At 60.1% G+C, this 21,333-nt stretch carries 19 protein-coding genes and 1 pseudogene; 7 read left to right on the top strand and 13 right to left on the bottom strand.

Translation table 11 applies throughout. The annotated features are described in order from the left end of the window. Positions 1–5: 5 nt before the first annotated feature. From ACIOMO_RS05720 to ACIOMO_RS05705, 4 genes are all read right to left on the bottom strand, one after another. Positions 6–509 carry a VOC family protein gene (locus ACIOMO_RS05720; protein ID WP_053119343.1) on the bottom strand — a complete coding sequence of 168 codons (504 nt, stop codon included), beginning with the start codon at positions 507–509 and terminating at the stop codon, positions 6–8. 92 nt (positions 510–601) lie between these two features. Then, a complete protein-coding gene (locus ACIOMO_RS05715; RefSeq protein WP_401239443.1) occupies positions 602–2,959 on the bottom strand; it encodes a TonB-dependent siderophore receptor in 2,358 nt (785 codons plus the stop codon). 142 nt (positions 2,960–3,101) lie between these two features. After that, a complete protein-coding gene (locus ACIOMO_RS05710) occupies positions 3,102–4,079 on the bottom strand; it encodes a FecR domain-containing protein (RefSeq protein ID WP_401238861.1) in 978 nt (325 codons plus the stop codon). After that, positions 4,072–4,596: a sigma-70 family RNA polymerase sigma factor gene (locus ACIOMO_RS05705; protein WP_159815664.1), complete on the bottom strand. Its 525-nt coding sequence runs from the start codon at positions 4,594–4,596 to the stop codon at positions 4,072–4,074. Before ACIOMO_RS05705 ends, ACIOMO_RS05710 begins: the two co-directional genes overlap by 8 nt. 289 nt (positions 4,597–4,885) lie before the next feature. Here ACIOMO_RS05705 and ACIOMO_RS05700 point away from each other — a divergent pair, with 289 nt between their 5' ends. Further along, positions 4,886–5,137, top strand: coding sequence for a transmembrane sensor/regulator PpyR (locus ACIOMO_RS05700; protein ID WP_401238858.1), 252 nt, complete (start codon positions 4,886–4,888; stop codon positions 5,135–5,137). A gap of 119 nt (positions 5,138–5,256) precedes the next feature. On the opposite strand, the gene ACIOMO_RS05695 is transcribed toward ACIOMO_RS05700, so the two are convergent. Next, complete coding sequence (locus ACIOMO_RS05695; protein ID WP_401238855.1) at positions 5,257–5,925, bottom strand: class I SAM-dependent methyltransferase; 669 nt, start codon at positions 5,923–5,925, stop codon at positions 5,257–5,259. A 236-nt stretch (positions 5,926–6,161) separates the two neighbouring features. On the opposite strand from ACIOMO_RS05695, the gene ACIOMO_RS05690 reads away from it, so the two are divergent. Then, positions 6,162–7,277, top strand: a complete 1,116-nt coding sequence (locus tag ACIOMO_RS05690) for a sensor histidine kinase (RefSeq protein ID WP_401238852.1) — start codon at positions 6,162–6,164, stop codon at positions 7,275–7,277. A 200-nt stretch (positions 7,278–7,477) separates the two neighbouring features. On the opposite strand, the gene ACIOMO_RS05685 is transcribed toward ACIOMO_RS05690, so the two are convergent. The 3 genes and pseudogenes from ACIOMO_RS05685 to ACIOMO_RS05675 all read right to left on the bottom strand — a co-directional run bounded on the left by ACIOMO_RS05685 (position 7,478) and on the right by ACIOMO_RS05675 (position 9,651). Continuing rightward, on the bottom strand, positions 7,478–8,251 hold the full coding sequence (locus tag ACIOMO_RS05685) for a carboxymuconolactone decarboxylase family protein (RefSeq protein WP_401238850.1): 774 nt from the start codon (positions 8,249–8,251) through the stop codon (positions 7,478–7,480). A gap of 91 nt (positions 8,252–8,342) precedes the next feature. Further along, a pseudogene (locus tag ACIOMO_RS05680) lies at positions 8,343–8,665 on the bottom strand (hypothetical protein). Then, positions 8,662–9,651: an aldo/keto reductase gene (locus tag ACIOMO_RS05675; RefSeq protein ID WP_401238847.1), complete on the bottom strand. Its 990-nt coding sequence runs from the start codon at positions 9,649–9,651 to the stop codon at positions 8,662–8,664. The pseudogene ACIOMO_RS05680 and the gene ACIOMO_RS05675 overlap by 4 nt, the downstream one beginning before the upstream one ends. Before the next feature lie 196 nt (positions 9,652–9,847). Between ACIOMO_RS05675 and ACIOMO_RS05670 the strand changes: the two genes are divergently transcribed. Continuing rightward, complete coding sequence (locus ACIOMO_RS05670; RefSeq protein WP_401238844.1) at positions 9,848–10,240, top strand: GFA family protein; 393 nt, start codon at positions 9,848–9,850, stop codon at positions 10,238–10,240. 183 nt (positions 10,241–10,423) lie between these two features. Here ACIOMO_RS05670 and ACIOMO_RS05665 read toward each other — a convergent pair whose 3' ends face one another. After that, the gene (locus ACIOMO_RS05665) at positions 10,424–11,254 is read right to left on the bottom strand and encodes an alpha/beta fold hydrolase (RefSeq protein ID WP_212545895.1); all 831 of its coding nucleotides are present in this window, start codon (positions 11,252–11,254) and stop codon (positions 10,424–10,426) included. Between the two features lie 267 nt (positions 11,255–11,521). On the opposite strand from ACIOMO_RS05665, the gene ACIOMO_RS05660 reads away from it, so the two are divergent. From ACIOMO_RS05660 to ACIOMO_RS05645, 4 genes are all read left to right on the top strand, one after another. Further along, on the top strand, positions 11,522–11,977 hold the full coding sequence (locus ACIOMO_RS05660) for a (2Fe-2S)-binding protein (protein WP_401238841.1): 456 nt from the start codon (positions 11,522–11,524) through the stop codon (positions 11,975–11,977). A 22-nt stretch (positions 11,978–11,999) separates the two neighbouring features. Beyond that, a complete protein-coding gene (locus tag ACIOMO_RS05655) occupies positions 12,000–14,162 on the top strand; it encodes a molybdopterin cofactor-binding domain-containing protein (RefSeq protein ID WP_401238838.1) in 2,163 nt (720 codons plus the stop codon). 1 nt (position 14,163) lies between these two features. Beyond that, positions 14,164–14,742, top strand: coding sequence for a hypothetical protein (locus ACIOMO_RS05650; protein WP_053119368.1), 579 nt, complete (start codon positions 14,164–14,166; stop codon positions 14,740–14,742). Between the two features lie 62 nt (positions 14,743–14,804). Further along, positions 14,805–15,770 (top strand): sensor domain-containing diguanylate cyclase, encoded by a 966-nt coding sequence (locus tag ACIOMO_RS05645; RefSeq protein ID WP_159815512.1) that lies wholly within the window; start codon positions 14,805–14,807, stop codon positions 15,768–15,770. Positions 15,771–16,810: 1,040 nt separating this feature from the next. Here ACIOMO_RS05645 and fabI read toward each other — a convergent pair. From fabI to ACIOMO_RS05625, 4 genes are read right to left on the bottom strand one after another with little or no spacing between them, the layout of a single operon-like run. Next, positions 16,811–17,605: an enoyl-ACP reductase FabI gene (gene fabI, locus ACIOMO_RS05640; protein ID WP_401238834.1), complete on the bottom strand. Its 795-nt coding sequence runs from the start codon at positions 17,603–17,605 to the stop codon at positions 16,811–16,813. Positions 17,606–17,624: 19 nt separating this feature from the next. After that, positions 17,625–19,235, bottom strand: coding sequence for an ABC transporter ATP-binding protein (locus ACIOMO_RS05635; RefSeq protein ID WP_401238832.1), 1,611 nt, complete (start codon positions 19,233–19,235; stop codon positions 17,625–17,627). Between the two features lies 1 nt (position 19,236). Continuing rightward, the gene (locus ACIOMO_RS05630; RefSeq protein ID WP_053119376.1) at positions 19,237–20,256 is read right to left on the bottom strand and encodes an ABC transporter permease; all 1,020 of its coding nucleotides are present in this window, start codon (positions 20,254–20,256) and stop codon (positions 19,237–19,239) included. Between the two features lies 1 nt (position 20,257). After that, the gene (locus ACIOMO_RS05625; protein ID WP_201226938.1) at positions 20,258–21,331 is read right to left on the bottom strand and encodes a microcin C ABC transporter permease YejB; all 1,074 of its coding nucleotides are present in this window, start codon (positions 21,329–21,331) and stop codon (positions 20,258–20,260) included. Positions 21,332–21,333: the final 2 nt, after the last annotated feature.

Here is a 21,333-nt window from a genome sequence, read left to right as displayed (position 1 = left end):
GTGTATTAGCTCTGGCCGGCAAAGGCCCGTTCCAGTTCGGCAATGTCGAGTTTTTTCATTTTGAACATCGCCTGCATGGCCCGCTGCGACTTGCTGGTGTCGGCGTCCAGCATCATTTGCATGAACGCCACCGGGACGATTTGCCACGACACGCCGAACTTGTCCTTGAGCCAGCCACACTGCTGCGCCTCGACCGGGCCGCCTGCAGACAGTTGGCCCCAGAAATGGTCGACTTCTTCCTGATTCTGACAATTGACCTGAAACGAAATCGCTTCACTGAACGTGAACATCGGCCCCCCGTTGAGTCCAGTGAAGGTATGGCCATCGAGCTCAAAACTGACGGTCATCACCGCGCCTTCCGGCTTGCCGTGAAATTCCTGACCGACCTTGCTGTAGTGGGTCAGGCCGGTGATTTTCGCGTGATCGAAGATCGAGCAATAGAACTTCGCCGCCGCTTCGGCCTGATCGTCGAACCACAGGCACGGCGTGATTTTTTGAAAGCGTTGCATGGCAGTCATCCTCGGCAGGTTAGACACGCTGGACTTTCAGCGTAGACAGTCCTTGGTCGAATGGCAGTGCCGTAGATCGACAAGTCGCGGCGTCAAAAATCCCAGCGCGCTGCCAGTTGCAGGCTGCGCGGTTCGCCGTAGAAGCCGGTGCCGAAGTTGCCGAGGCCGGTGTAGTAGGTTTTGTCGAAGAGGTTTTTCACATTGAGCGTGGTGCTCAAATGTTCGTTGAAGCGGTAGCGCGCCATCGCGTCGACCAGGTAATAACTGTCCTGAGTGATGCGCACGTTCTGATCGGCGCCGGGCTGGAACACGTTGCCGAAGAATTCGCTCTGCCAACTGATGCCGCCGCCCAGGGTCAGGTTTTGCCAGACACCGGGCAGGCGATAGCTGCTGAACAGGCGGACTAACTGCTCTGGCGCGGTGGTTTGCAGGATCGAGGCATAGACCGGATCGCCGTTGGCATCGCGGGTGTGGTTGTAGGCGTAACCGGCGGAGAGGTTCCAGCCGTCGGCGACTTCGCCAGCCAGTTCCAACTCGAAACCTTTGGTGGTCGCGCCTTGCACCGCGCGATAAACAGTCTGCGTGTCGAAGCCGCTGACCTGCTCGGCGACGTTGTCCTGCTCGATGCGAAACACGGCAAAACTGGCGTTGACCCGACCGTCGAAATACTCGGCTTTTATCCCCGCTTCATAGCTGTCGCCTTGCACCGGGTCGAGCACTTGGCGCGCGGCGTCCTTGCTCAGTTGCGGCTGATAAATGCGCGTGTAACTGGTGTACAGCGAGTAGGTCGCGTTGAGGTCGTAGACCGCGCCGGCGTAAGGCGTGACCACCCCGGTCTGGCGGTAGCCATCGCGCACATCGACCGTGGCCGGGTCGCTGTAGTCGAGGTGATCGCTGGCGGTGAAATCACTGACGCGTCCGCCGAGGATCAGCGCCAGGTCGTCGCTGGCCTTGAAGCGGGTCGAGACGTACGCGCCGGTCTGGCGCTGGCTGATGTCGTCGGTGCCGATCTGCGGGATATCGGGTTTGGCGAACTCGCCGTGCCAGTCGAAGATACTGCCGTCCAGCGGCGGATAAACCGAGCCGTACACCGGGTTGTTCTGGCGCGTGTTCATCGACATGAAACCGATGATCATCTGGTGCTCGCGACCGAACAACGAGAACGGCCCACCGAGGTTGAGATCGACGTTGTCCTGCACCTCGTTGCCCTTGAATTTGCCCATGTAGAGGAACATGCCATCGCCGGTCACCGGATCTGGATTACCGCCGCTGGCCGAGCCGATCAGGGTGTCGTGCTCGCGGTGTTTGCGGTCGTAGCTGAGTTTCAGCGTCCAGTCGTTTTGCAGTTGTCGGGCGACGGAAGCGAACAAGGTTTGGTTACTGAAATCGCGACGGCTCCAGTCAGTGGCCGGGTTGAACGAGCGAGAGAAATTCGTCCGTGAACCATCGCTGTAGAACATCGGAAAGCCCGTCCAGCTCGCGCCGCGTGAGCGAGTGTTTTGCTGGTCGAAACCGAAGGTCAGCAGAGTGTCCGGACTGAGATCGGCTTCGACGATGGCGTAGGCGATGTCCTTGGTGTTCTGGTAGTGATCGGCGTGGGCGCTGCGCTCCTGATGAACGCCGACAAAACGTGCACGCAGGTTGCTGTTCAGAGCGCCGGAGATATCGGCTTCGCTGCGGTAGTTGTCCCACGACCCGACGCTGCCACTGAGCGAGGCTTTGAACGCCGGAGTAGGGCGTTTGCGGATCAGGTTCACCGTGGCCGAAGGGTCGCCCGAACCGGTCATCAATCCCGTCGCGCCCTTGATGATTTCGACGCGGTCGAAGGTCGCCATGTCGGTGCTGGTGGTGCCGTAATCGTAGACGCCGTCGTAGTCGGTATTGACGCCGTCGTACTGGAAATTGGTGATCGGCGCGCCACGGCTGGAAAACTCCCAGCGTTCGCTGTCGTAGTTCTGCACGCTGATCCCCGGCGCGCGGCGCAGCACATCGGCGATGCCGTTGGCGCCTTGGTCATCGATTTGCTGGCGGGTGATCACGGTCACCGATTGCGGGGTTTCGCGCAGCGACAGCGCCAGTCCGGTAGCGGATGCGCTGACGCCGGTGGTGTAGGCGTGAGTGTCCTCGGTGATCGCGCCGAGGGTTTTGCCGTTGATGGTGGTGGCGTCCAATTGCAGCGGATTTGCAATGGCTGTACTGCGCAAAACATAACCGCCGTCCGTTTGCGGCTGGGCTTGCAGGCCGCTGCCCTTGAGCAGGATTTGCAGCGCCTGTTGTGGCGTGAAATCGCCGCTGAGACCGGGGCTGCGCTTGTCCGCTGCAAGGTCATTGTGCCCGGCGATAAACACGCCGCTTTGTTCGGCGAAGCGGTTGAGCACTGTGACCAACGATCCGGGCGCAACCGAATAATGCTGTATCTGCCCCTCCGCCAACGCGCACACCGCTGGCATGGCAGACGCCACGGCCAAGGCAAAACGAGTGCGGGCGAGGGTAGAGCGCAACATGGAGTTCCCTGGGCAATCAACGAAATGAGGGGGCTAGTGGTTAACCGAATGAACCCGCGAAAAGGGAACCGCGATATGAAAAACCCCCTCAGGCTTTCGGCCCGACGCTGACCCACCAATCGAAGGTTTTGTTGATGCGGATCGGCAGCGCCGCTTCCAGCAGTCGCAAGGCTTGATCGGTGTCCTTGAGCGGGAATGAACCCATCACCGGCAGCGCGGCCACGACCGGATCGCAATGCAGATGCCCCGCTCGATAGCGGCTGAGTTCTTCGATCAACTTGCCCAGCGGCAGGTTATCGGCCAGCAACACACCCCGGCGCCAGGCCTCGCGGGAGGGATCGGCAGCGCTGGTGATGTTCATGCGTTCAGTGCTGAAGTTGATTTGCTGGCCGGCCTGAATCACGGCGGTTTCGCCCTGACGGTTAGTGGCTTCGACCGCGCCTTCAAAGACATTCAGTACGGTGTTGTGCTCGTTCTGCCGTACGCTGAAACGCGTGCCCAGCGCACGCATGTGGCCATGTTCGGTCTCGACCCAAAAGGCTCGGTCGAGGTCTTTGGCTGTGTCGATCAGCACTTCGCCGGCGCGCAGTTGCAGCAGGCGCTGGTGCGCATCGAAACGCACATTCAGGGCACTCAAGGCGTTGAGCCAGATGCGGCTGCCGTCGCTCAACGTCGCTTCGCGGGTTTCGCCGGTGCCGGTCGAGAGGTCGGCAGAAAACCGCTCGACTGAATCCATCAGCGGCGTGTTGCGCTCGATCGCCCATCCGGCCATGCCGGTCGCGGCCAAAATCAACAAACCTTTGAGCGACTGACGACGGCTGATTGACGTGCGCGCGCTGCTGCGCAAGGTGTGGCTGACGGCTTCGGTCTCTTGCTGCAACGGCGCAAAACGCTGGCCGACCCGTTCGATATAACGCCAAGCCGCCTGATGCTCAGGGCTTTGTGCCAGCCAGGCCTGCCAGCGCAGATGTTCCTGTTCGGCGACCGGCTCGTCATGCAATTGCACGTACCAGTGCGCCGCTTGTTCGAGGCTGGCGTGGCTGAGTGTTTGCGTGGCGTTATTCAATCAGCAGACCATCGAGTTCGGCTTCAAGAATGGCGCAATGCATCATTGCCTGCGCCAGATATTTCTTGATCATCCGCTCGCTGACGCCGATCTGTTCGGCGATCAGTTTGTAGGGCATGCCGTGCAATTGCGCGAGGATGAACGCGTCGCTGACCCGCTGCGGCAGGCGCTGCAGCATGGCGTCCACTTCCAGCAGCGTCTCGACGATGATCGCCTGTTGCTCGGGCGAGGGCTGCAGGGCCGGCGGGCGATTGGCGAGGGTTTCCAGCCAGGTCTGTTCCAGTTGCCGACGGCGCCAGTGATCGACGCACAAGCCTCGGGCAATGGTCGCCAGATAAGAGCGTTCGTGGACTTCGCCGTTGAAGGTTTGCGGACGCTTGAGCACGCGGATGAAAGTGTCATGCGCAAGGTCGGCGGCATCCATTGCGTTGCTCAGGCGCCGACGCAATAGCTCGTGCAGCCAGCGGTGATGGCTGAGGTAGAGATTCTGCACGAGTGAGGTGTCGGCGACCGTCATCAGAGCAAGCGTCCAGAGCGACCGTTACGGGTCTAAATAGGAATGGGTCGCGATTAAAGCAAAAGGACGCAGGTCGCGCAAATGATATTGGTTTGCTTTTAGGCGATGGCGTTGATGGTTTGAGCTGAGTGTAGTCTTAATGACAAATATCCGAGTCAAAAAGACCTTTATTGATCTGTGTCAATTTGACTCTGATTTTTGCAGGTGGCTGATTTTGTTGGATTATAAATCTGGCACGAGACTTGAAGTGGTCAAGGTACAAAACTGAACAGCCCAGGAGTCCGTCACCATGCTCACTTTCTTCGAAAGCCCGCTGAACGTTCTGCACCTGTCGAGCAAAGTCCTTGTTGCCGGTCTGATCATGCTGCTGGCCGGGATCTACGGCGCTTATCTCTACGACGGCCACATGCCGATTGCGCTGCTGGTGGCGATGCACGCGCTGACTATCCTCGGCCCGACCCTGATCAAAGTCGGCTACGTCATGCGTTTGTTGGCGCAGTATCGCCTGCGCGGCCCGCGATTGATCCTGCAAACCGCGTAACCCTCGTAGGAGCCGAGCTTGCTCGCGAAGGCGGCGTATCAAGCAACATAGGCTCAAGCTGTGCCGACGCCTTCGCGAGCAAGCTCGGCTCCTATAGGGTTAGCGGTGTTTTTTGGATATCAGTTGCGCTCAGCCACCATCAGTAGTGACTGCGGAACCGGGCTTTGCGGGTGCTGCGGCTCTTGTAGGCCGACCAGCCGCAACCCGGCCATATCCAGCGCATTGAACCAGCTCGACAACGTGCGGAAATACCACGGCATCGGCTGCCACTGGCCCTTGAACCCGGCGAACGATTCTTCGCGCCAGCCATCCTGATAATCGCCTGCCGCAACGGCCCATGGGTGCAAGGTCTGGATGATCAGGGCGCCGCCCGGAGCCAGCAGGGCATTCATCGCAGCCAGCAATGGAATGATGTCCTGATGCAGCAGCGAAAAATTCGCGCAGATCAAATCGTAATCGCGGCCGACATCAACCTTCGCCTCGACCAACGCGTCGTAGTCAGCGACATGCACGGTGCAAGTGCCGGCCAGACGTGCCGCGTCCACCAGCGTCGCATCGCCATCGACGCCTACCGCCTCAATCCCCCGATCCGCCAACGCCCGCAGCAACCAGCCTTCGCCGCAACCCAGATCAAGCACACGCGCCGGCTGACGCCCGATGATCGCCAGTAGAACGGCTTGATCAGTCACCTGCTGGCGGCTCTCAATGGCACCGCTGCGGATGACGTCGATCCACGCGTCGGCGTTGGCGTGCCAGCTCTGCAGCAGGGCGGATTCTGGGGTGGGCATGTCGGTTTCCGAAAGGGTTGATAGAAAGCAGTCCGGGAGAACCACAGTATGGACGCCGCGCCGGATTCAGCGAGCTTACCAACGGCCATCAGTCTGCACGGCGGGCATCAGTCTGCGCGGCGGGCAGGTACCGATTGCGTGTATGCTCTGCTCCTTTCCTGTCTCACTGCGCACGCCTGCATTCGATTCCTTGCGTTTTGAACCCATGGCGCGTGCCTCCCTATGCTGGAGCCCTAATGATTTCGCAGAGCTTCATCGACCCGTGCGACTCGCCCGAACGTCTTGCCGTGCTGCACGGCTATGAAATCCTCGATACCCCACGCGAAGCGGATTTTGACGAGCTCGTGAGCCTGGCCGCCGCCATCTGCGACGCGCCAATTTCGGTGATGAACCTGATAGACCGCCACCGCCAGTGGTTCAAGGCGGAAACAGGCTTGGGAATCCGCGAAACACCCTTGGACGTTTCCATCTGCCGTCACGTCCTTCTGCAGCCCGGCATCACCGTCATACCCGATCTGCGCGCTGACCCGAGGATGAGCTCCAACCCGTTGGTGACGGCCGATGAAGGTTTGCGCTTCTACGCCGGCTGCTTGCTGGAGACGGCGGAAGGCTACGGCCTCGGGACGCTGTGCATTCTCGACCGACACCCGCGACAGCTGAGCCCGCAACAGCAAATCGCCCTGGTGACGTTGGCCAAACAGGTCATGGCGCAAATGGAGCTAAGGCGCTCGCTGCGGCAGAAAAATCAGCTGCTTGAGCAAAAGGACATGCTCCTCAAGGAAATCAACCATCGGACGAAGAATCACCTGCAACTGATCATCGGGCTGATCCAGCTGCAAATACGCCAATTGGCAGATCCCGTCGCCCGCGCGGCACTCGTCGATACCAGCCGGCGGATCATGAGCATCGCCGCCGTCCACGAAAAGCTGTATCAGGCCGATCAAGTGGAAACGGTCAACGCAGGTATTTATCTGGCCGAGTTGATCGATGGGCTGCGCGGTTCAGCCTCGGCGCAAACACGCTTCGTGATCGACCTGGACGACGTCATCCTGCCGCTGGACAAGGCGATCCCGTTGGCGCTGGTGCTGAATGAACTGGTCACCAATGCCCTTAAATACGCCTACGCCGACAAGTCGGCGGGGGACGTGTTTATCGAGCTGAAGGCCGCTGCTGGTCAGGTGCTGCTGAACGTGACCGATAAGGGCGCGGGGCTGCCTGCGGGGTTTGATCTGAAACAGCATTCGTCCGTGGGAATGAAGATCATCAAATCCCTGACCCGCCAACTGCGGGGCGAGATGTCGATGCTCAACATGAGCCCGGGTTTGCAGTGTTCGCTGAAATTTCCGTTTTAAGGCCGTAAGTATCGCCTTGCAGGTCGTTGAGGTTGGCGCGGGACATTGATGAGAATCTCTGATGGGGGGCGCGGAATTAATCCATGAAAGCAGGTTGCGCACGGATGCGCGACCCCCGAGAGTTGCTTGCAGTGCGAAAGTGTTTGGCTGAGTCCGGCTATGTTTCTTTGAGCAATTGCTGCGTCAGGTCAAACGGGCGATCACTTGTTTGAAGCCGCGAGTGCCTCTTTCAGCGCCCCATCTGCACGTTCAGCCGTCTGCGCGTCGCCGTGTTTTTTCAGCAGTTCAATGACCTCGTGCAACTTTGCTGCGCTGAGTCCCACGCGCAGGCTCGCCGCCATGTGCGAGCGCAATTGCGATTCCACCCCCGGCGTTGCCGCCAGCGCCCCGACGGTCGCCAGTTCGCGGCTTTGCCAGTCGAGGTTGTCGCGCTCGAAGATGTCGCCGAACAGGTGGGTTTGCAGGAACTGGTTGGCTACCGGGGCGAACTCGAACACCGGGCCTTTGACCGGAGCGCCGGAGATCTTCGTTTGATTGGCGGTGCCGGCGGCCAGCAGTTCATCACCGGTCGGAATCGCCCGGCTCGGTTCACGCCCCGGCGCATCGTCAATGCCGCGCTGTTTGCGCGCTTGCACCACAGTCATCAATTCGTTCAAGGCGTTCAGGCTGCGCGGGAAGCCGACATAGGCGTAGAGCTGCACGAGAATTTCCCGGGTTTCGCTGATGGTCAGGCCGGCATCGAGTCCCTGGTTGAGCGCCGTGTTGAGGTTGGACATGTCGCTGGTCGCCATGAACGCGGCGATCAGTGGAATCGATTGTTGTTGGCTGGACAAAGTTGCTGCGCTTGCTGGCGTGCTGGTCATGGGTTGCGATGCCTCGGCTGCGTGAGTGGTAACACTGAACATTGCCCCGACACTCAGACAGAGCGCCATGAGTGCGGGAAGGGCGGTGTGGTTGCGGACGTCGATGTTCATCAGATCAACTCCGTTCAGGTCGTGAAGCGGTGCCGCGCGGGGGCCGTGGCCAGCGTGCGGATTTTCAAGATGTCACTCGGTACAAATTCAATTAACGCGTGACAGGGTGATCGCTCAGCCAGCCGTTCACGCGTTCCATGGTCTTGCGCTCCTGCTCACCCTCCATCACAAAACCTTCCAGCACCTTGGCTTTCGGCGCGTGCTGGACGAGGATGCTGCGGCTATACCCAGTCCACGCTGGATCAGCCCGGCGACCACGCGGGTATTGCCGGAGCGCGAGAAGTACGCGACCAGAATCCGCGAGCCTGAGCGCGGTGTTTCACTGGTGCTTTGCGTGTCGGCGAGCGACAGCAGTGGGGCGCTGGCCAGTGCGGCGATAACGGTGCGCCGCAGCGGATCATGATCGTTACTCATCGGCCGACGCGCGCCTTGAGGGCCTCGGGATAACGCTCGCCTTCGATACGGATTTGCGCCAGTGCGGTGTCAATTGCCTTGAGTTCAGCAGCGTCGAGCGTGATGTCCGCGCCGCCGAGGCTTTCTTCCAGGCGATGCAGTTTGGTCGTTCCCGGGATCGGCACAATCCACGGTGCCTGCGCGAGCAGCCAGGCCAAAGCGATCTGCGCCGGTGTGGCTTGTTTCTGCGCGGCGATCTGACGGATCAACACGACGAGGCCCTGATTGGCTAGCAGCGCCGACTGGCTGAAGCGCGGCACGATGCTGCGAAAATCGTCGCTGCCGTAAGTGGCCTCCGCCGACACCGTGCCGGTGAGGAAACCTTTACCTAGTGGGCTGAACGGCACGAAGCCGATGCCCAATTCCCAAAGCGTCGGCAGGATTTCCTGCTCGGGCTCGCGCCACCACAGCGAGTATTCGCTTTGCAGCGCGGTGACCGGTTGCACCGCATGGGCGCGGCGAATGGTTTGCGCGCCGGCCTCCGACAGGCCGAAGTGCTTGACCTTGCCTTCGCTGATCAAATCTTTCACCGCGCCGGCGACGTCCTCGATTGGCACGTCCGGATCGACGCGGTGCTGGTAGAGCAAATCGATGTAATCAGTCTTCAACCGCTTCAACGAACCCTCGACGGCCTCCCGAATGTGCTCGGGGCGGCTGTTGAGAATCTGCTGCTTATTGTCGTCACCGAAGGTGAAGCCGAACTTGGTGGCGATGACGACTTTGTCACGAACGGGCGCCAGTGCTTCGCCGACCACTTGCTCGTTCAGGTAAGGGCCGTAGACCTCGGCGGTGTCGAAGAACGTCACGCCTCGGTCAACGGCTGAACGGATCAGTGCAATGGCTTGTTGGGTATCCGTCGCCGGGCCGTAGCCGTGACTCAAGCCCATGCAGCCAAAGCCGAGGGCGGATACTTCGAGTGAGCTGTTGCCGAGTGTGCGCTTGTGCATGTCGATCTCCCGTTGGCGTTGGGAGAACAGTAAGCGAGCTGACTGGTGAGGACTAGACGGGTAAAACAGGATGGCTTGATGAATTCTGCTCATTAATAGACTGGAAGACGCAGGATCAAGACCGTTCGTGGCAACCGAGCAAACCTTTTCCAGACTGAATGATCTCTAACTTGAAGTTGAATAGCTGAGGTGCACCATGAATAAATCAACCGGCGGCTGCCTGTGCGGCGATGTCCGTTTCGAAGTGTCCGGCCAGCCTTACCGCGTCGGCATCTGCCATTGCCTCGACTGCCGCAAACGCCACGGCGCGTTGTTCCACACCTCGGCCATATTCCCCGAAGATGCGCTCAAGGTCAGCGGCGAAACCCGCGACTACAACGGACGATTCTTCTGCCCGCGCTGCGGTTCTCCCGTATTTACGCGTTCGGAAGATGAAGTCGAGATTAACGTCGGATCGCTCGATGAGCCGGATCAGTTCAAACCCACTTACGAACTCTGGACGATACGCCGGGAGGCGTGGTTGCCGGCGTTGCCGCTGGCCCACCACTACGAACGTGACCGCGAAAGCACGGGCCGAACCGAAGAATAAATGCGGCCCATAATCTGCCTTTGTGGGAGCGGGTGTGGATCTCAGAATAGAGGATTGGCACACATCATTGTGGGAGCGAGCCTGCTCGCGAAAGCAGTGGGTCAGTCAGCACAGCAATGTCTGATTGAATGCTTTCGCGAGCAGGCTCGCTCCCACAGGGGAGAGTGTGTATGGCCAGCAATTTTAGCCGCGAATAAAGGCCAGCAGATCCGCGTTAATGGTATCCGCCTCCGTCGTCGGCATCCCGTGTGGAAACCCCGGGTACGACTTCAGTGTGCCGTTGGGCAGCAACTTCGCCGACAACGGCGCCGAGTTGGCGTACGGCACAATCTGGTCATCCTCACCGTGCATCACCAACACCGGCACGGTGACTTTCTTCAGGTCTTCGGTGAAGTCCGTCTGCGAAAACGCCACGATCCCGTCGTAATGCGCCTTCGCCCCGCCAATCATGCCCTGGCGCCACCAATTGGCGATCACCCCTTCGGACGCCTTCGCCCCCGGCCGGTTGTAGCCATAAAACGGCCCGGTCGGAATATCCCGGTAAAACTGCGCGCGATTTGCTGCCAAATTCGCCTGAAACTCATCGAACACTGATTTCGGTAACCCACCCGGATTACTCTCGGTCTGCACCATCAACGGCGGCACCGCGCTGATCAACACGCCTTTGGCGACGTTGTCCTGGCCATGCCGGGCGATGTAATGAATGACCTCACCGCCCCCGGTCGAGTGGCCGACATGCACAACATTCTTCACGCCCAAGTGATTGACCACCGCCAGCGCATCATCGGCGTAGTGATCCATGTCGTGGCCGTCCCAGACCTGGCTCGAGCGCCCGTGGCCACGGCGGTCATGGGCAATCACCCGAAAGCCTTTACCAAGGAAAAACAGCATCTGCGCATCCCAATCGTCGGAGCTCAGCGGCCAGCCGTGGTGGAAGTGGATCACCGGCGCGTCTTTCGGGCCCCAGTCTTTGTAGAAGATTTCGACGCCGTCTTTGGTGGTGACAAATCCCATGTTCGCTACTCCAGACCAATGTGATGGATAACCCGCGCGGTGGGCGCGGACCGGTATCGCTCATGACGCGTTTTCTAAGGGGATGGCTCGGGTGCGAGCCGTTATCAACTGTAGGATTAAAGTCGACATCTGCATGACCGGTGGTCGCAACGTCTGGCTTCATGCGCAATTTAGGCTTTGCTGAAAGGGATAAGCCGAGGCGCGCGTAGGCATGTTTGGCCACAGCGGCGCCCCTTCAGAACACCGTGAGTCTGAGGAAATTCCCCGATGCTGACCTTGAATATCAATGGCAAGGATCAGGAGCTCGATGTCCCCGCGGACATGCCGTTGCTCTGGGTCCTGCGCGATGTCGCGCACCTGACCGGTACCAAATTCGGCTGCGGCATGGCCCAGTGTGGAGCCTGCACCGTGCACGTCGACGGGGCGCCTTTGCGCGCATGCATTACGCCGGCGACCGCCGTGGCCCACGGGCAGAAAATTCTCACCATCGAAGGCCTGTCCACCGACGGTTCGCACCCGGTGCAGCAAGCCTGGGCTGAACTTGACGTGGTGCAGTGCGGTTACTGCCAGTCGGGGCAGATCATGTCTGCCGCCGCATTGCTGGCGAAAATCCCCAAACCCAACGACAGCGATATCGACCAGGCGCTCTCCGGCAATATCTGCCGCTGCGGCACCTATCCGCGAATCCGCGCAGCGGTGAAGCGTGCGTCGGAAATCGGCTGATTGATTACGTGGGAGTCGGATGATGAACAGTCCTGTATCGCGTCGGGGTTTTCTCAAGGGCAGCGCCGTGTTGGGCGGCGGGTTGGTGGTGGCGTTCGTCGTCCCCGGTGGCCACAAGTTTGCCTTTGCCGCTGAGAACGAAGGCAAGGTCTTTGCGCCGAATGCGTTTTTGCGCATCGCGGCGGACAACAGCGTCACCGTGTTGCTCGGGCATTCGGAGATGGGCCAGGGCATCTGGACCGGCCTGACCATGCTGATCGCCGAAGAACTGGATGCCGATTGGTCGAAGATCCGCGTCGAGCATTCGCCCGCATCAGCAGCGGATTACGGCATGCCGGGGTTTGGCGGCATGCAGATTACCGGCGGTTCAACGTCGACATGGATGGAGTTTGATCGCTATCGGTTGGCAGGCGCGACCGCTCGGCAAATGTTGGTTGAAGCAGCGGCGAAGCGTTTTGAAGTGGCGCCCTCGGCGATTCGCACCGAGTCGGGCGTGGTGATTGCCGGCGATCAACGTGCGACGTACGGCGAGCTGGCGGACGCCGCCGGGCAACTCCCCGTGCCGGATCCGAAATCGATCACCTTCAAGGAAGCCAAGGACTGGAAAGTCATCGGCAAACCGACCAAGCGCCTCGACACCCCGGAGAAAATCACCGGCCGCGCCAAGTTCGGCATGGATGTGCAGTTCGAAGGTTTGATGACGGCGATGGTCGCGCGCGCGCCGGTGTTTGGTGCCAGCGTCAAATCCTTCGAAGGCGCCGAAGCGTTGGCGGTGCCGGGCGTACACAAAGTGCTGCAAGTGCCGACCGGTGTCGCAGTGATTGCCGAGCATTATTGGGCGGCGAAGCTCGGGCGGGATGCGCTGAAGATTGACTGGGATCTAGGCCCGCATGCGGATCTGAGCAGCGAAAAATTGCTGGAGAGTTTCCGCAAACTGGCCACGACGCAAGGCACGTCAGCCAGTCAGGCCGGGGATGCCAAGGGTACTTTTGGCAAAGCCACGAAGAAAATCGATGTCGAATACAGTGTGCCGTATCTGGCCCACGCGCCGATGGAACCGCTCAATTGCACGGTGAAGATCAGTGCCGAGAAATGCGAGATCTGGACGGGGACGCAGTTTCAGACGCTGGATCAAATGGTCGCCAGCAAGATCACCGGGCTGAAGCCTGAACAAGTGGAAATCCACACCGAGTTTCTTGGCGGCGGTTTTGGACGTCGAGCCAATCCCACCTCAGATTTCGTCGCTGAAGCGGTGCAAGTGGCGAAAGCCGCCGCCATGCCGGTGAAAACCGTGTGGTCGCGGGAAGATGACATTCGTGGCGGTTACTACCGGTCGATGTTCCTGCATCAGGCGAAGATCGGTTTGGGCGCTGATGGTTTGCCGTCGAGTTGGCAGCATGTGTTGGTCGGGCAGTCGATTATGACCGGCACGCTGATGGAGGCGACGATGGTCAAGAACGGCATCGATCCCACTTCGGTCGAAGGCGTTTCCGACAGTCCTTACGTCAAAGGTCTGGCCAATCATCAGGTCGATCTGCATTCGCCACAGACTGGCATCAATGTGTTGTGGCTGCGTTCGGTGGGCCATAGCCACACCGGTTTTGTCATGGAATCGTTGATCGATGAAATGGCCACGGCGGCGGGCAAGGATCCGGTCGAGTACCGACGAACCTTGCTCAAGGATCATCCTCGGCATCTAGGTGTTTTGAATCTGGCGGTGGAGAAGGCCAATTGGAAGGCTCCGTTGCCGGATGGTCATGCACTCGGCGTGGCGGTGCACGAATCGTTCGGCAGCTACGTGGCGCAGGTCGCCGAGGTGTCGCAGGACAATCTGGCGATTCGCGTGCACCGCGTGGTTTGCGCGGTGGACTGCGGGATCGCGGTGAATCCGCAGAGCATCGCCGCGCAGATGGAGTCGTGCATCACCTTCGGCCTGGGCATGGCGCTGCACAGCAAACTGACGCTCAAGGACGGCGCGGTGGTGCAGTCCAACTACCATGATTATCAGGTGCTGCGGCTCAACGAGATGCCGGTAGTGGAAGTGCACATCGTGCCCAGCAGCGACAAACCCGGCGGCATCGGCGAGGCCGGTGTACCGCCGACTGCGCCAGCGGTGGCCAACGCGGTGTTCGCCCTGACCGGGCAGCGTCTGCGCGAGTTGCCGCTGCAACTGTCGGGGGTGTGAGATGAAACGACATCTAGTGTTGGGCACCGTGGTTTTGCTGGGGCTCGGCGGTTATGCCTCGGACTTGTTTGCCGATGATCAGGAAGCATTGAAGGCGTTCGGCACGGTGCAGAAAGTCTTCCAGAGTCCGCGCTGCCAGAACTGCCATATCCCCGGCGATTCGCCGCTGCAGTTCGACGCGGGCATTCCGCATGCGATGAACGTGGTGCGCGGCATGGACGGCAAGGGCGCGGCCGGTTTGCCCTGCGCCACCTGTCACGCAGAAAACAATCCGCCGGCCAGTTACGGCCCGCATGCACCGCCGGGGGCGCCGCATTGGAGCCTGCCGCCGGCGGCGCACAAAATGGCCTGGATCGGCCTGCCACCGGACAAACTCTGCGCGATGATCAAGGATCGTTCCAGCAACGGCGACCGCGATTTCGCGGCGCTGATCAAACACGTCAGTGAAGACAAACTGGTGCTGTGGGGCTGGAATCCCGGGGCAGGGCGCGCGCCGGTGCCGGTGCCGCATGACATTTTTGTCGAGCAATTCAAGCTCTGGGCCGACGCGGGCGGGCCGTGTCCGGTGGCGGGCATCTGATGGGGGGAGTTAGCGCTGATTTGCGCTACGCTGAAAGTCATTGATGCCAACGGAGTGTGCGAATGCTGGTTCCAGGAAAACCTGCCAATGAAGCGGCGCGAATTCAGGTGCTGCACGGCCTCGACCTTCTCGATTCAGCGCCGGAGGAGCGTTTCGATCGGCTGACGCGGCTGGCCAAACGACTGTTCAATGTGCCGATTGCGCTGGTGACGCTGGTCGACAAGGATCGTCAGTGGTTCAAGTCCTGCGTGGGCCTGGCGGCTACCGAGACACCACGGGATATCTCGTTCTGCGGGCATGCGATTCTCAATGATGGTCTGCTGCTGGTGCCCGATGCGCGGGAGGACGTGCGCTTCCACGATAATCCGCTGGTCACCGGCGAGCCGAATATTCGCTTTTACGCCGGCTACCCGTTGACGGTGCCCAACGGCAACAAAATGGGCACGCTGTGCCTGCTCGACACCAAACCTCGTGAACTTGATGACGAAGAACGTGCGCTCTTGCGTGATCTGGCGGAAATGGCCGAGCAAGAACTGACGGCCGTGCAGATGGCGAGCATGGACGAACTGACGTTGCTGTCCAATCGTCGCGGGTTCAAGCAACTGGCGCAGCATGCGCTGGACGCCTGCGCACGGCTGGAGCGGCCGGCGACGTTGCTGTTTTTCGACCTGAATGATTTCAAGCAGATCAACGATCTTTACGGGCATGCCGAGGGCGACAGCGCGCTGAAGACCTTTGCCGATGTGCTGCGAATTGCCTTTCGCGAGAGCGATGTGGTGGGGCGGTTGGGTGGGGATGAGTTTGTCGCGCTGCTGACGGGGTCTAGCCATATCGAAACCACGGCGATCATGGCGCGGCTCAAGGAAATCCTTGAAGAGCGTAATGCCACGCTGCATCGGGGTTATGCGATTCGCTTCAGCGTCGGGCAGATCGAGTACGACGCCAAACGCCATGAAACCGTAGATCGCTTGCTGGCCGACGCGGATGGCGCGATGTATGCGCACAAGCAGGCCCTGAAGCGCTGTTGATGCGGGTTCCCATCGCTGGCAGGCCAGCTCCCATAGGTTTCTCGGGTGCTCTCGTTATCCCGTCTCCCCACAAATCTCCTGTAGGAGTGAGCCTGCTCGCGAAGGCGTTCATCCATTCAACATCGTCATTGCCTGACCCACCGCTTTCGCGAGCAAGCCCGCTCCCACAGGTTTCGCGGGTGTTCACAAAAACCCGTTTCACCACAAATTCCTTGTAGGAGTGAGCCTGCTCGCGAAGGCGTCCATCCATTCAACATCTCCACGCCTGACCCACCGCCATCGCGAGCAGGCTCACTCCTACAGGTTTCTCGGGTGTTCACAAAACCCCGTTTCACCACAACCCCCCCTGTAGGAGTGAGCCTGCTCGCGAAGGCGTCCGTCCATTCAACATCATCATTACCTGACCCACTGCCATCGCGAGCAGGCTCACTCCCACTGGTTTCTCGGGTGTTCACAAAACCCCGTCACACCACAAATCCCCTGTAGGAGTGAGCCTGCTCGCGATAGCGCCCGGCCATTCAACATCATCATCGCCTGACCCACCGCTATCGCGAGCAAGCCCGATCCCACAGGTTGCGCGGGTGTTCACAAAACCCCGTTCCACCCTAGATCCCGTGTGGGAGCGAGCCTGCTCGCGAAGGCGTCCATCCCTTCAACATCATCATCGCCTGACCCACCGCCATCGCGAGCAGGCTCACTCCTACAGGTTTCTCGGGTGTTCACAAAACCCCGTTCCACCACAACCCCCCTGTAGGAGCGAGCCTGCTCGCGAAGGCGTCCATCCCTTCAACATCATCATTGCATGACCCACTGCCATCGCGATCAGGCTCACTCCCACAGGTTGCGCGGGTGTTCACAAAACCCCGTTCCACCCTAGATCCCGTGTGGGAGCGAGCCTGCTCGCGAAGGCGTCCATGCCTTCAACATCATCATTACCTGACCCACTGCCATCGCGAGCAGGCTCGCTCCCACAGGAGGCGGGGTTGCGGGCATAAAAAAACCCGCCAGATTGGCGGGTTTTTTTATCGGCTAAGCGAAGATCACTCTTCGATGTTGCCCATGGCGGTGGTGTTGAAGCCGCCGTCGACGTACATGATTTCGCCGCTGATGCCCGACGCCAGGTCGGAGCACAGGAAGGCGCCGGCGTTGCCGACTTCGTCGATGGTGACGTTGCGACGCAGCGGAGTTTGCGCTTCGTTGGCGGCCAGCATTTTACGGAAGTTCTTGATGCCCGACGCTGCCAGGGTACGGATCGGGCCAGCCGATACGCAGTTGACGCGGGTGCCGTCCGGGCCCAGGGAGCCGGCCAGGTAACGGACGCCAGCTTCCAGCGAAGCCTTGGCCATGCCCATCACGTTGTAGTTCGGCATGGTGCGCTCGGCGCCCAAGTACGACAGGGTCAGCAGGCTGCCGTTGCGGCCTTTCATCATTTCGCGGCCGGCTTTGGCCAGGGCTACGAAGCTGTAGGCGCTGATGTCGTGAGCGATGCGGAAACCGTCACGGGTGGTGGCTTCGGTGAAGTCGCCGTCCAGTTGGTCGCCCGGGGCGAAACCAACGGAGTGGACGATGCAGTCCAGGCCATCCCACTTCTTGCTCAGTGCTTCGAAGACCTTGGCGATTTCTTCGTCGCTGGCCACGTCGCACGGGAAGCACAGCTCAGGGCTCGAACCCCAGCCTTGGGCGAATTCTTCAACACGACCTTTCAGTTTGTCGTTCTGATAAGTGAAGGCAAGCTCAGCGCCCTCGCGATGCATGGCGGCAGCGATGCCGGATGCGATGGACAGCTTGCTGGCGACACCGACGAGCAGTACGCGCTTACCGGCGAGAAAACCCATGTGTTGCTCCTCTTTCAGGTTATTGCGCAGTGGCTGGTGCCAAAAAAGCGGCTTCCAGCAACTGCTGTGTATACGGATGTTGGGGGGCGGCAAAAATACTTTGCGCGTCTCCCTGTTCGACCACTTGGCCATGCTTGACCACCATCAACTGGTGGCTCAGCGCTTTGACGACAGCCAGGTCATGGCTGATAAACAAATACGTCAGGTTGTACTTGGCTTGCAGTGAACGCAACAGCTCCACCACTTGCCGCTGCACCGTCCGGTCGAGCGCCGAAGTCGGCTCGTCCAGCAGGATCAGCGCCGGTTTCAGCACCAAAGCCCGGGCAATGGCAATTCGCTGCCGTTGCCCACCGGAAAATTCGTGGGGGTAGCGGTGCCGGGTTTCCGGATCCAGACCTACCTCCTTCAATGCCGCAATAATCGCCGCCTGTTGTTCCTCGGCGGTGCCCATCTTGTGAATCCGCAGACCTTCGCCAACGATGTCACTGACGCACATGCGCGGGCTCAGGCTGCCAAACGGATCCTGAAACACCACCTGCATCTCCCGCCGCAACGGGCGAACCTCGTTCTGCGTCAGGCAGTCTAGCTGCTTGCCTTCAAAGCGGATTGCGCCTTTGCTGCCGATCAGTCGCAAAATCGCCAGACCCAGCGTGGATTTGCCGGAACCGCTTTCCCCCACAATCCCCAAAGTCTGACCCTGAGGCAGGCTGAAATTGATGCCGTCCACTGCCTTGACGTGATCTACCGTGCGTTTGAGCAGGCCTTTCTTGATCGGGAACCAGACTTTCAAGTCCTCGACCTCAAGCAACGGCGCGCCGATTTTATTGGTCGCCGGGCCTCCGCTGGGCTCCGCGCCGAGCAATTCCCGAGTGTACGGATGCTGCGGCGAACGGAACAGCTCTTCGCACGATGCCTGTTCGACGATGCAACCGCGCTGCATGACACATACACGATGCGCAATTCTTCGCACGAGGTTCAAATCGTGACTGATCAGTAACAGCGACATGCCCAATCGGGCCTGCAATTCCTTGAGCAAATCGAGGATTTTCAGCTGAACGGTCACGTCCAGAGCGGTGGTCGGTTCGTCGGCGATCAGCAGTTCCGGCTCGTTAGCCAAGGCCATGGCGATCATCACGCGCTGGCGCTGACCACCGGACAATTCGTGGGGCAGGGCCTTGAGACGCTTGTGCGGCTCAGGGATGCCGACCATCTCCAGCAGCTCCAAAGTGCGCTTGGTCGCGACTTTGCCGGCCAGGCCTTTGTGGATGCCGAGGACTTCGTTGATCTGCTTCTCGATCGAGTGCAACGGGTTCAGCGAGGTCATCGGCTCCTGAAAAATCATCGCGATGCGGTTACCGCGAATGTGGCGGATGGTTTTTTCACTGAGCCCCAGCAGGTTTTGCCCGGCGTAATTAATACTGCCGGCGGGATGGCGGGCCATCGGGTAGGGCAGCAAGCGCAGGATCGAATGCGCAGTCACCGATTTGCCAGAGCCGGATTCGCCGACCAGCGCGAGGGTTTCACCGCGCTTGATGTCGAAGCTCACGCCTTCAACGACCCGGTGCACGCGCTCGCCAAAACCGAATTCGACGGCGAGGTCACGCACTTCGATCAGATTGTCCTGATTCATTTCACTTCCTCGGGTCGAAGGCATCGCGAGCGGACTCGCCGATAAACACCAGCAAACTCAACATCAACGCCAGCACGGCAAAGGCGCTGATGCCCAGCCACGGCGCTTGCAGGTTGGATTTGCCCTGGGCGACCAGTTCACCCAGCGACGGACTGCCGGCCGGCAAGCCGAAACCGAGAAAGTCCAAAGCGGTGAGAGTGCCGATGGCACCGGTGAGGATGAACGGCATAAACGTCATGGTCGAGACCATCGCGTTGGGCAGGATGTGGCGGAACATGATCGCGCCGTTCTGCATGCCCAGCGCCCGCGCCGCGCGCACGTATTCAAGGTTGCGACCCCGGAGGAACTCGGCGCGCACCACGTCGACCAGGCTCATCCACGAGAACAGCAACATGATCCCCAGCAGCCACCAGAAATTCGGCTGCACAAAACTGGCAAGAATGATCAGCAGGTACAGCACCGGCAGCCCCGACCAGATCTCCAGAAAACGCTGCCCGGCCAGATCGACCCAGCCGCCATAAAAACCCTGCAGTGCGCCGGCAATCACGCCGATGATCGAACTCAACACGGTCAGCGTCAGCGCGAACAACACGGAAATACGGAAGCCGTAAATCACCCGCGCCAGCACATCGCGACCCTGATCGTCGGTACCGAGCAGGTTGTCCGCCGACGGTGGCGCCGGCGCCGGCACTTTCAGGTCGTAATTGATGCTCTGGTAGTTGTACGGAATCGGCGCCCACAACACCCACGCATCCTTGGCCTTGAGCAGTTCGCGGATGTACGGGCTCTTGTAGTTGGCTTCCAGCGGGAATTCGCCGCCAAACGTCGTTTCCGGATAGCGCTTGATCGCCGGGAAGTACCAATTGTTGTCGTAATGCACCACCAGCGGCTTGTCGTTGGCGATCAACTCGGCGCCGAGACTCAGCCCGAACAAAATCAGAAACAGCCACAGCGACCACCAGCCACGCTTGTTGGCCTTGAACAGTTCGAAGCGGCGGCGGTTGAGAGGGGACAGGTTCATCTCAATGCTCCCGGCTTTCGAAGTCGATGCGCGGATCGACCAGGGTGTAGGTGAGGTCGCCGATCAGTTTCACCACCAGCCCGAGCAGGGTGAAGATGAACAAGGTGCCGAACACCACCGGGTAATCGCGGTTGATCGCCGCTTCGAAACTCATCAGGCCGAGACCGTCGAGGGAGAAGATCACTTCCACCAGCAGCGAACCGGTGAAGAAGATGCCGATGAACGCCGAGGGGAAACCGGCAATCACCAACAGCATCGCGTTGCGGAACACGTGGCCGTAGAGCACGCGATGGCGGGTCAGGCCTTTGGCCTTGGCGGTGACCACGTATTGTTTGTTGATTTCGTCGAGGAAGCTGTTTTTGGTCAGCAGGGTCATGGTCGCGAAGTTGCCGATTACCAGTGCCGTCACCGGCAGCGCGAGGTGCCAGAAGTAATCGAGGATCTTGCCGCCGAAACTCAGCTCATCGAAGTTGTTCGAGGTCAGCCCGCGTAACGGAAACCAGTCGAGATAACTGCCGCCGGCAAACACCACGATCAGCAGGATCGCAAAAAGGAACGCCGGGATCGCGTAGCCGACGATGATCGCCGAACTGGTCCACACATCGAAGTGACTGCCGTGCCGCGTGGCCTTGGCGATCCCCAGCGGGATCGAGACGAGGTACATGATCAGCGTGCTCCACAGTCCCAGCGAGATCGACACCGGCATCTTTTCCTTGATCAGGTCGATGACCTTGGCGTCGCGGAAAAAGCTGTCGCCGAAATCCAGCGAGGCGTAGTTCTTGACCATGATCCACAGGCGTTCCGGGGCCGACTTGTCGAACCCGTACATGTGCTCGATTTCCTTGATCAGCGCCGGATCCAGCCCTTGCGCGCCGCGATAGGACGAGCCAGCCACCGACACCTCGGCACCGCCGCCAGCGATGCGACTGGTGGCGCCTTCGAAGCCTTCGAGCTTGGCGATCATCTGTTCCACCGGGCCACCGGGCGCGGCCTGAATGATCACGAAGTTGATCAGCAGAATGCCGAACAGGGTCGGAATGATGAGCAGCAGTCGCCGAAAAATATACGCCAGCATCT

Origin of the sequence: Pseudomonas sp. NPDC087804 (assembly GCF_044742965.1) — a bacterium.
In the GTDB taxonomy this organism is placed as follows: domain Bacteria; phylum Pseudomonadota; class Gammaproteobacteria; order Pseudomonadales; family Pseudomonadaceae; genus Aquipseudomonas; species Aquipseudomonas rustica.
Note: the sequence above shows the minus strand (reverse complement) of the source record. Positions and strands in the feature narration are given on the sequence as shown.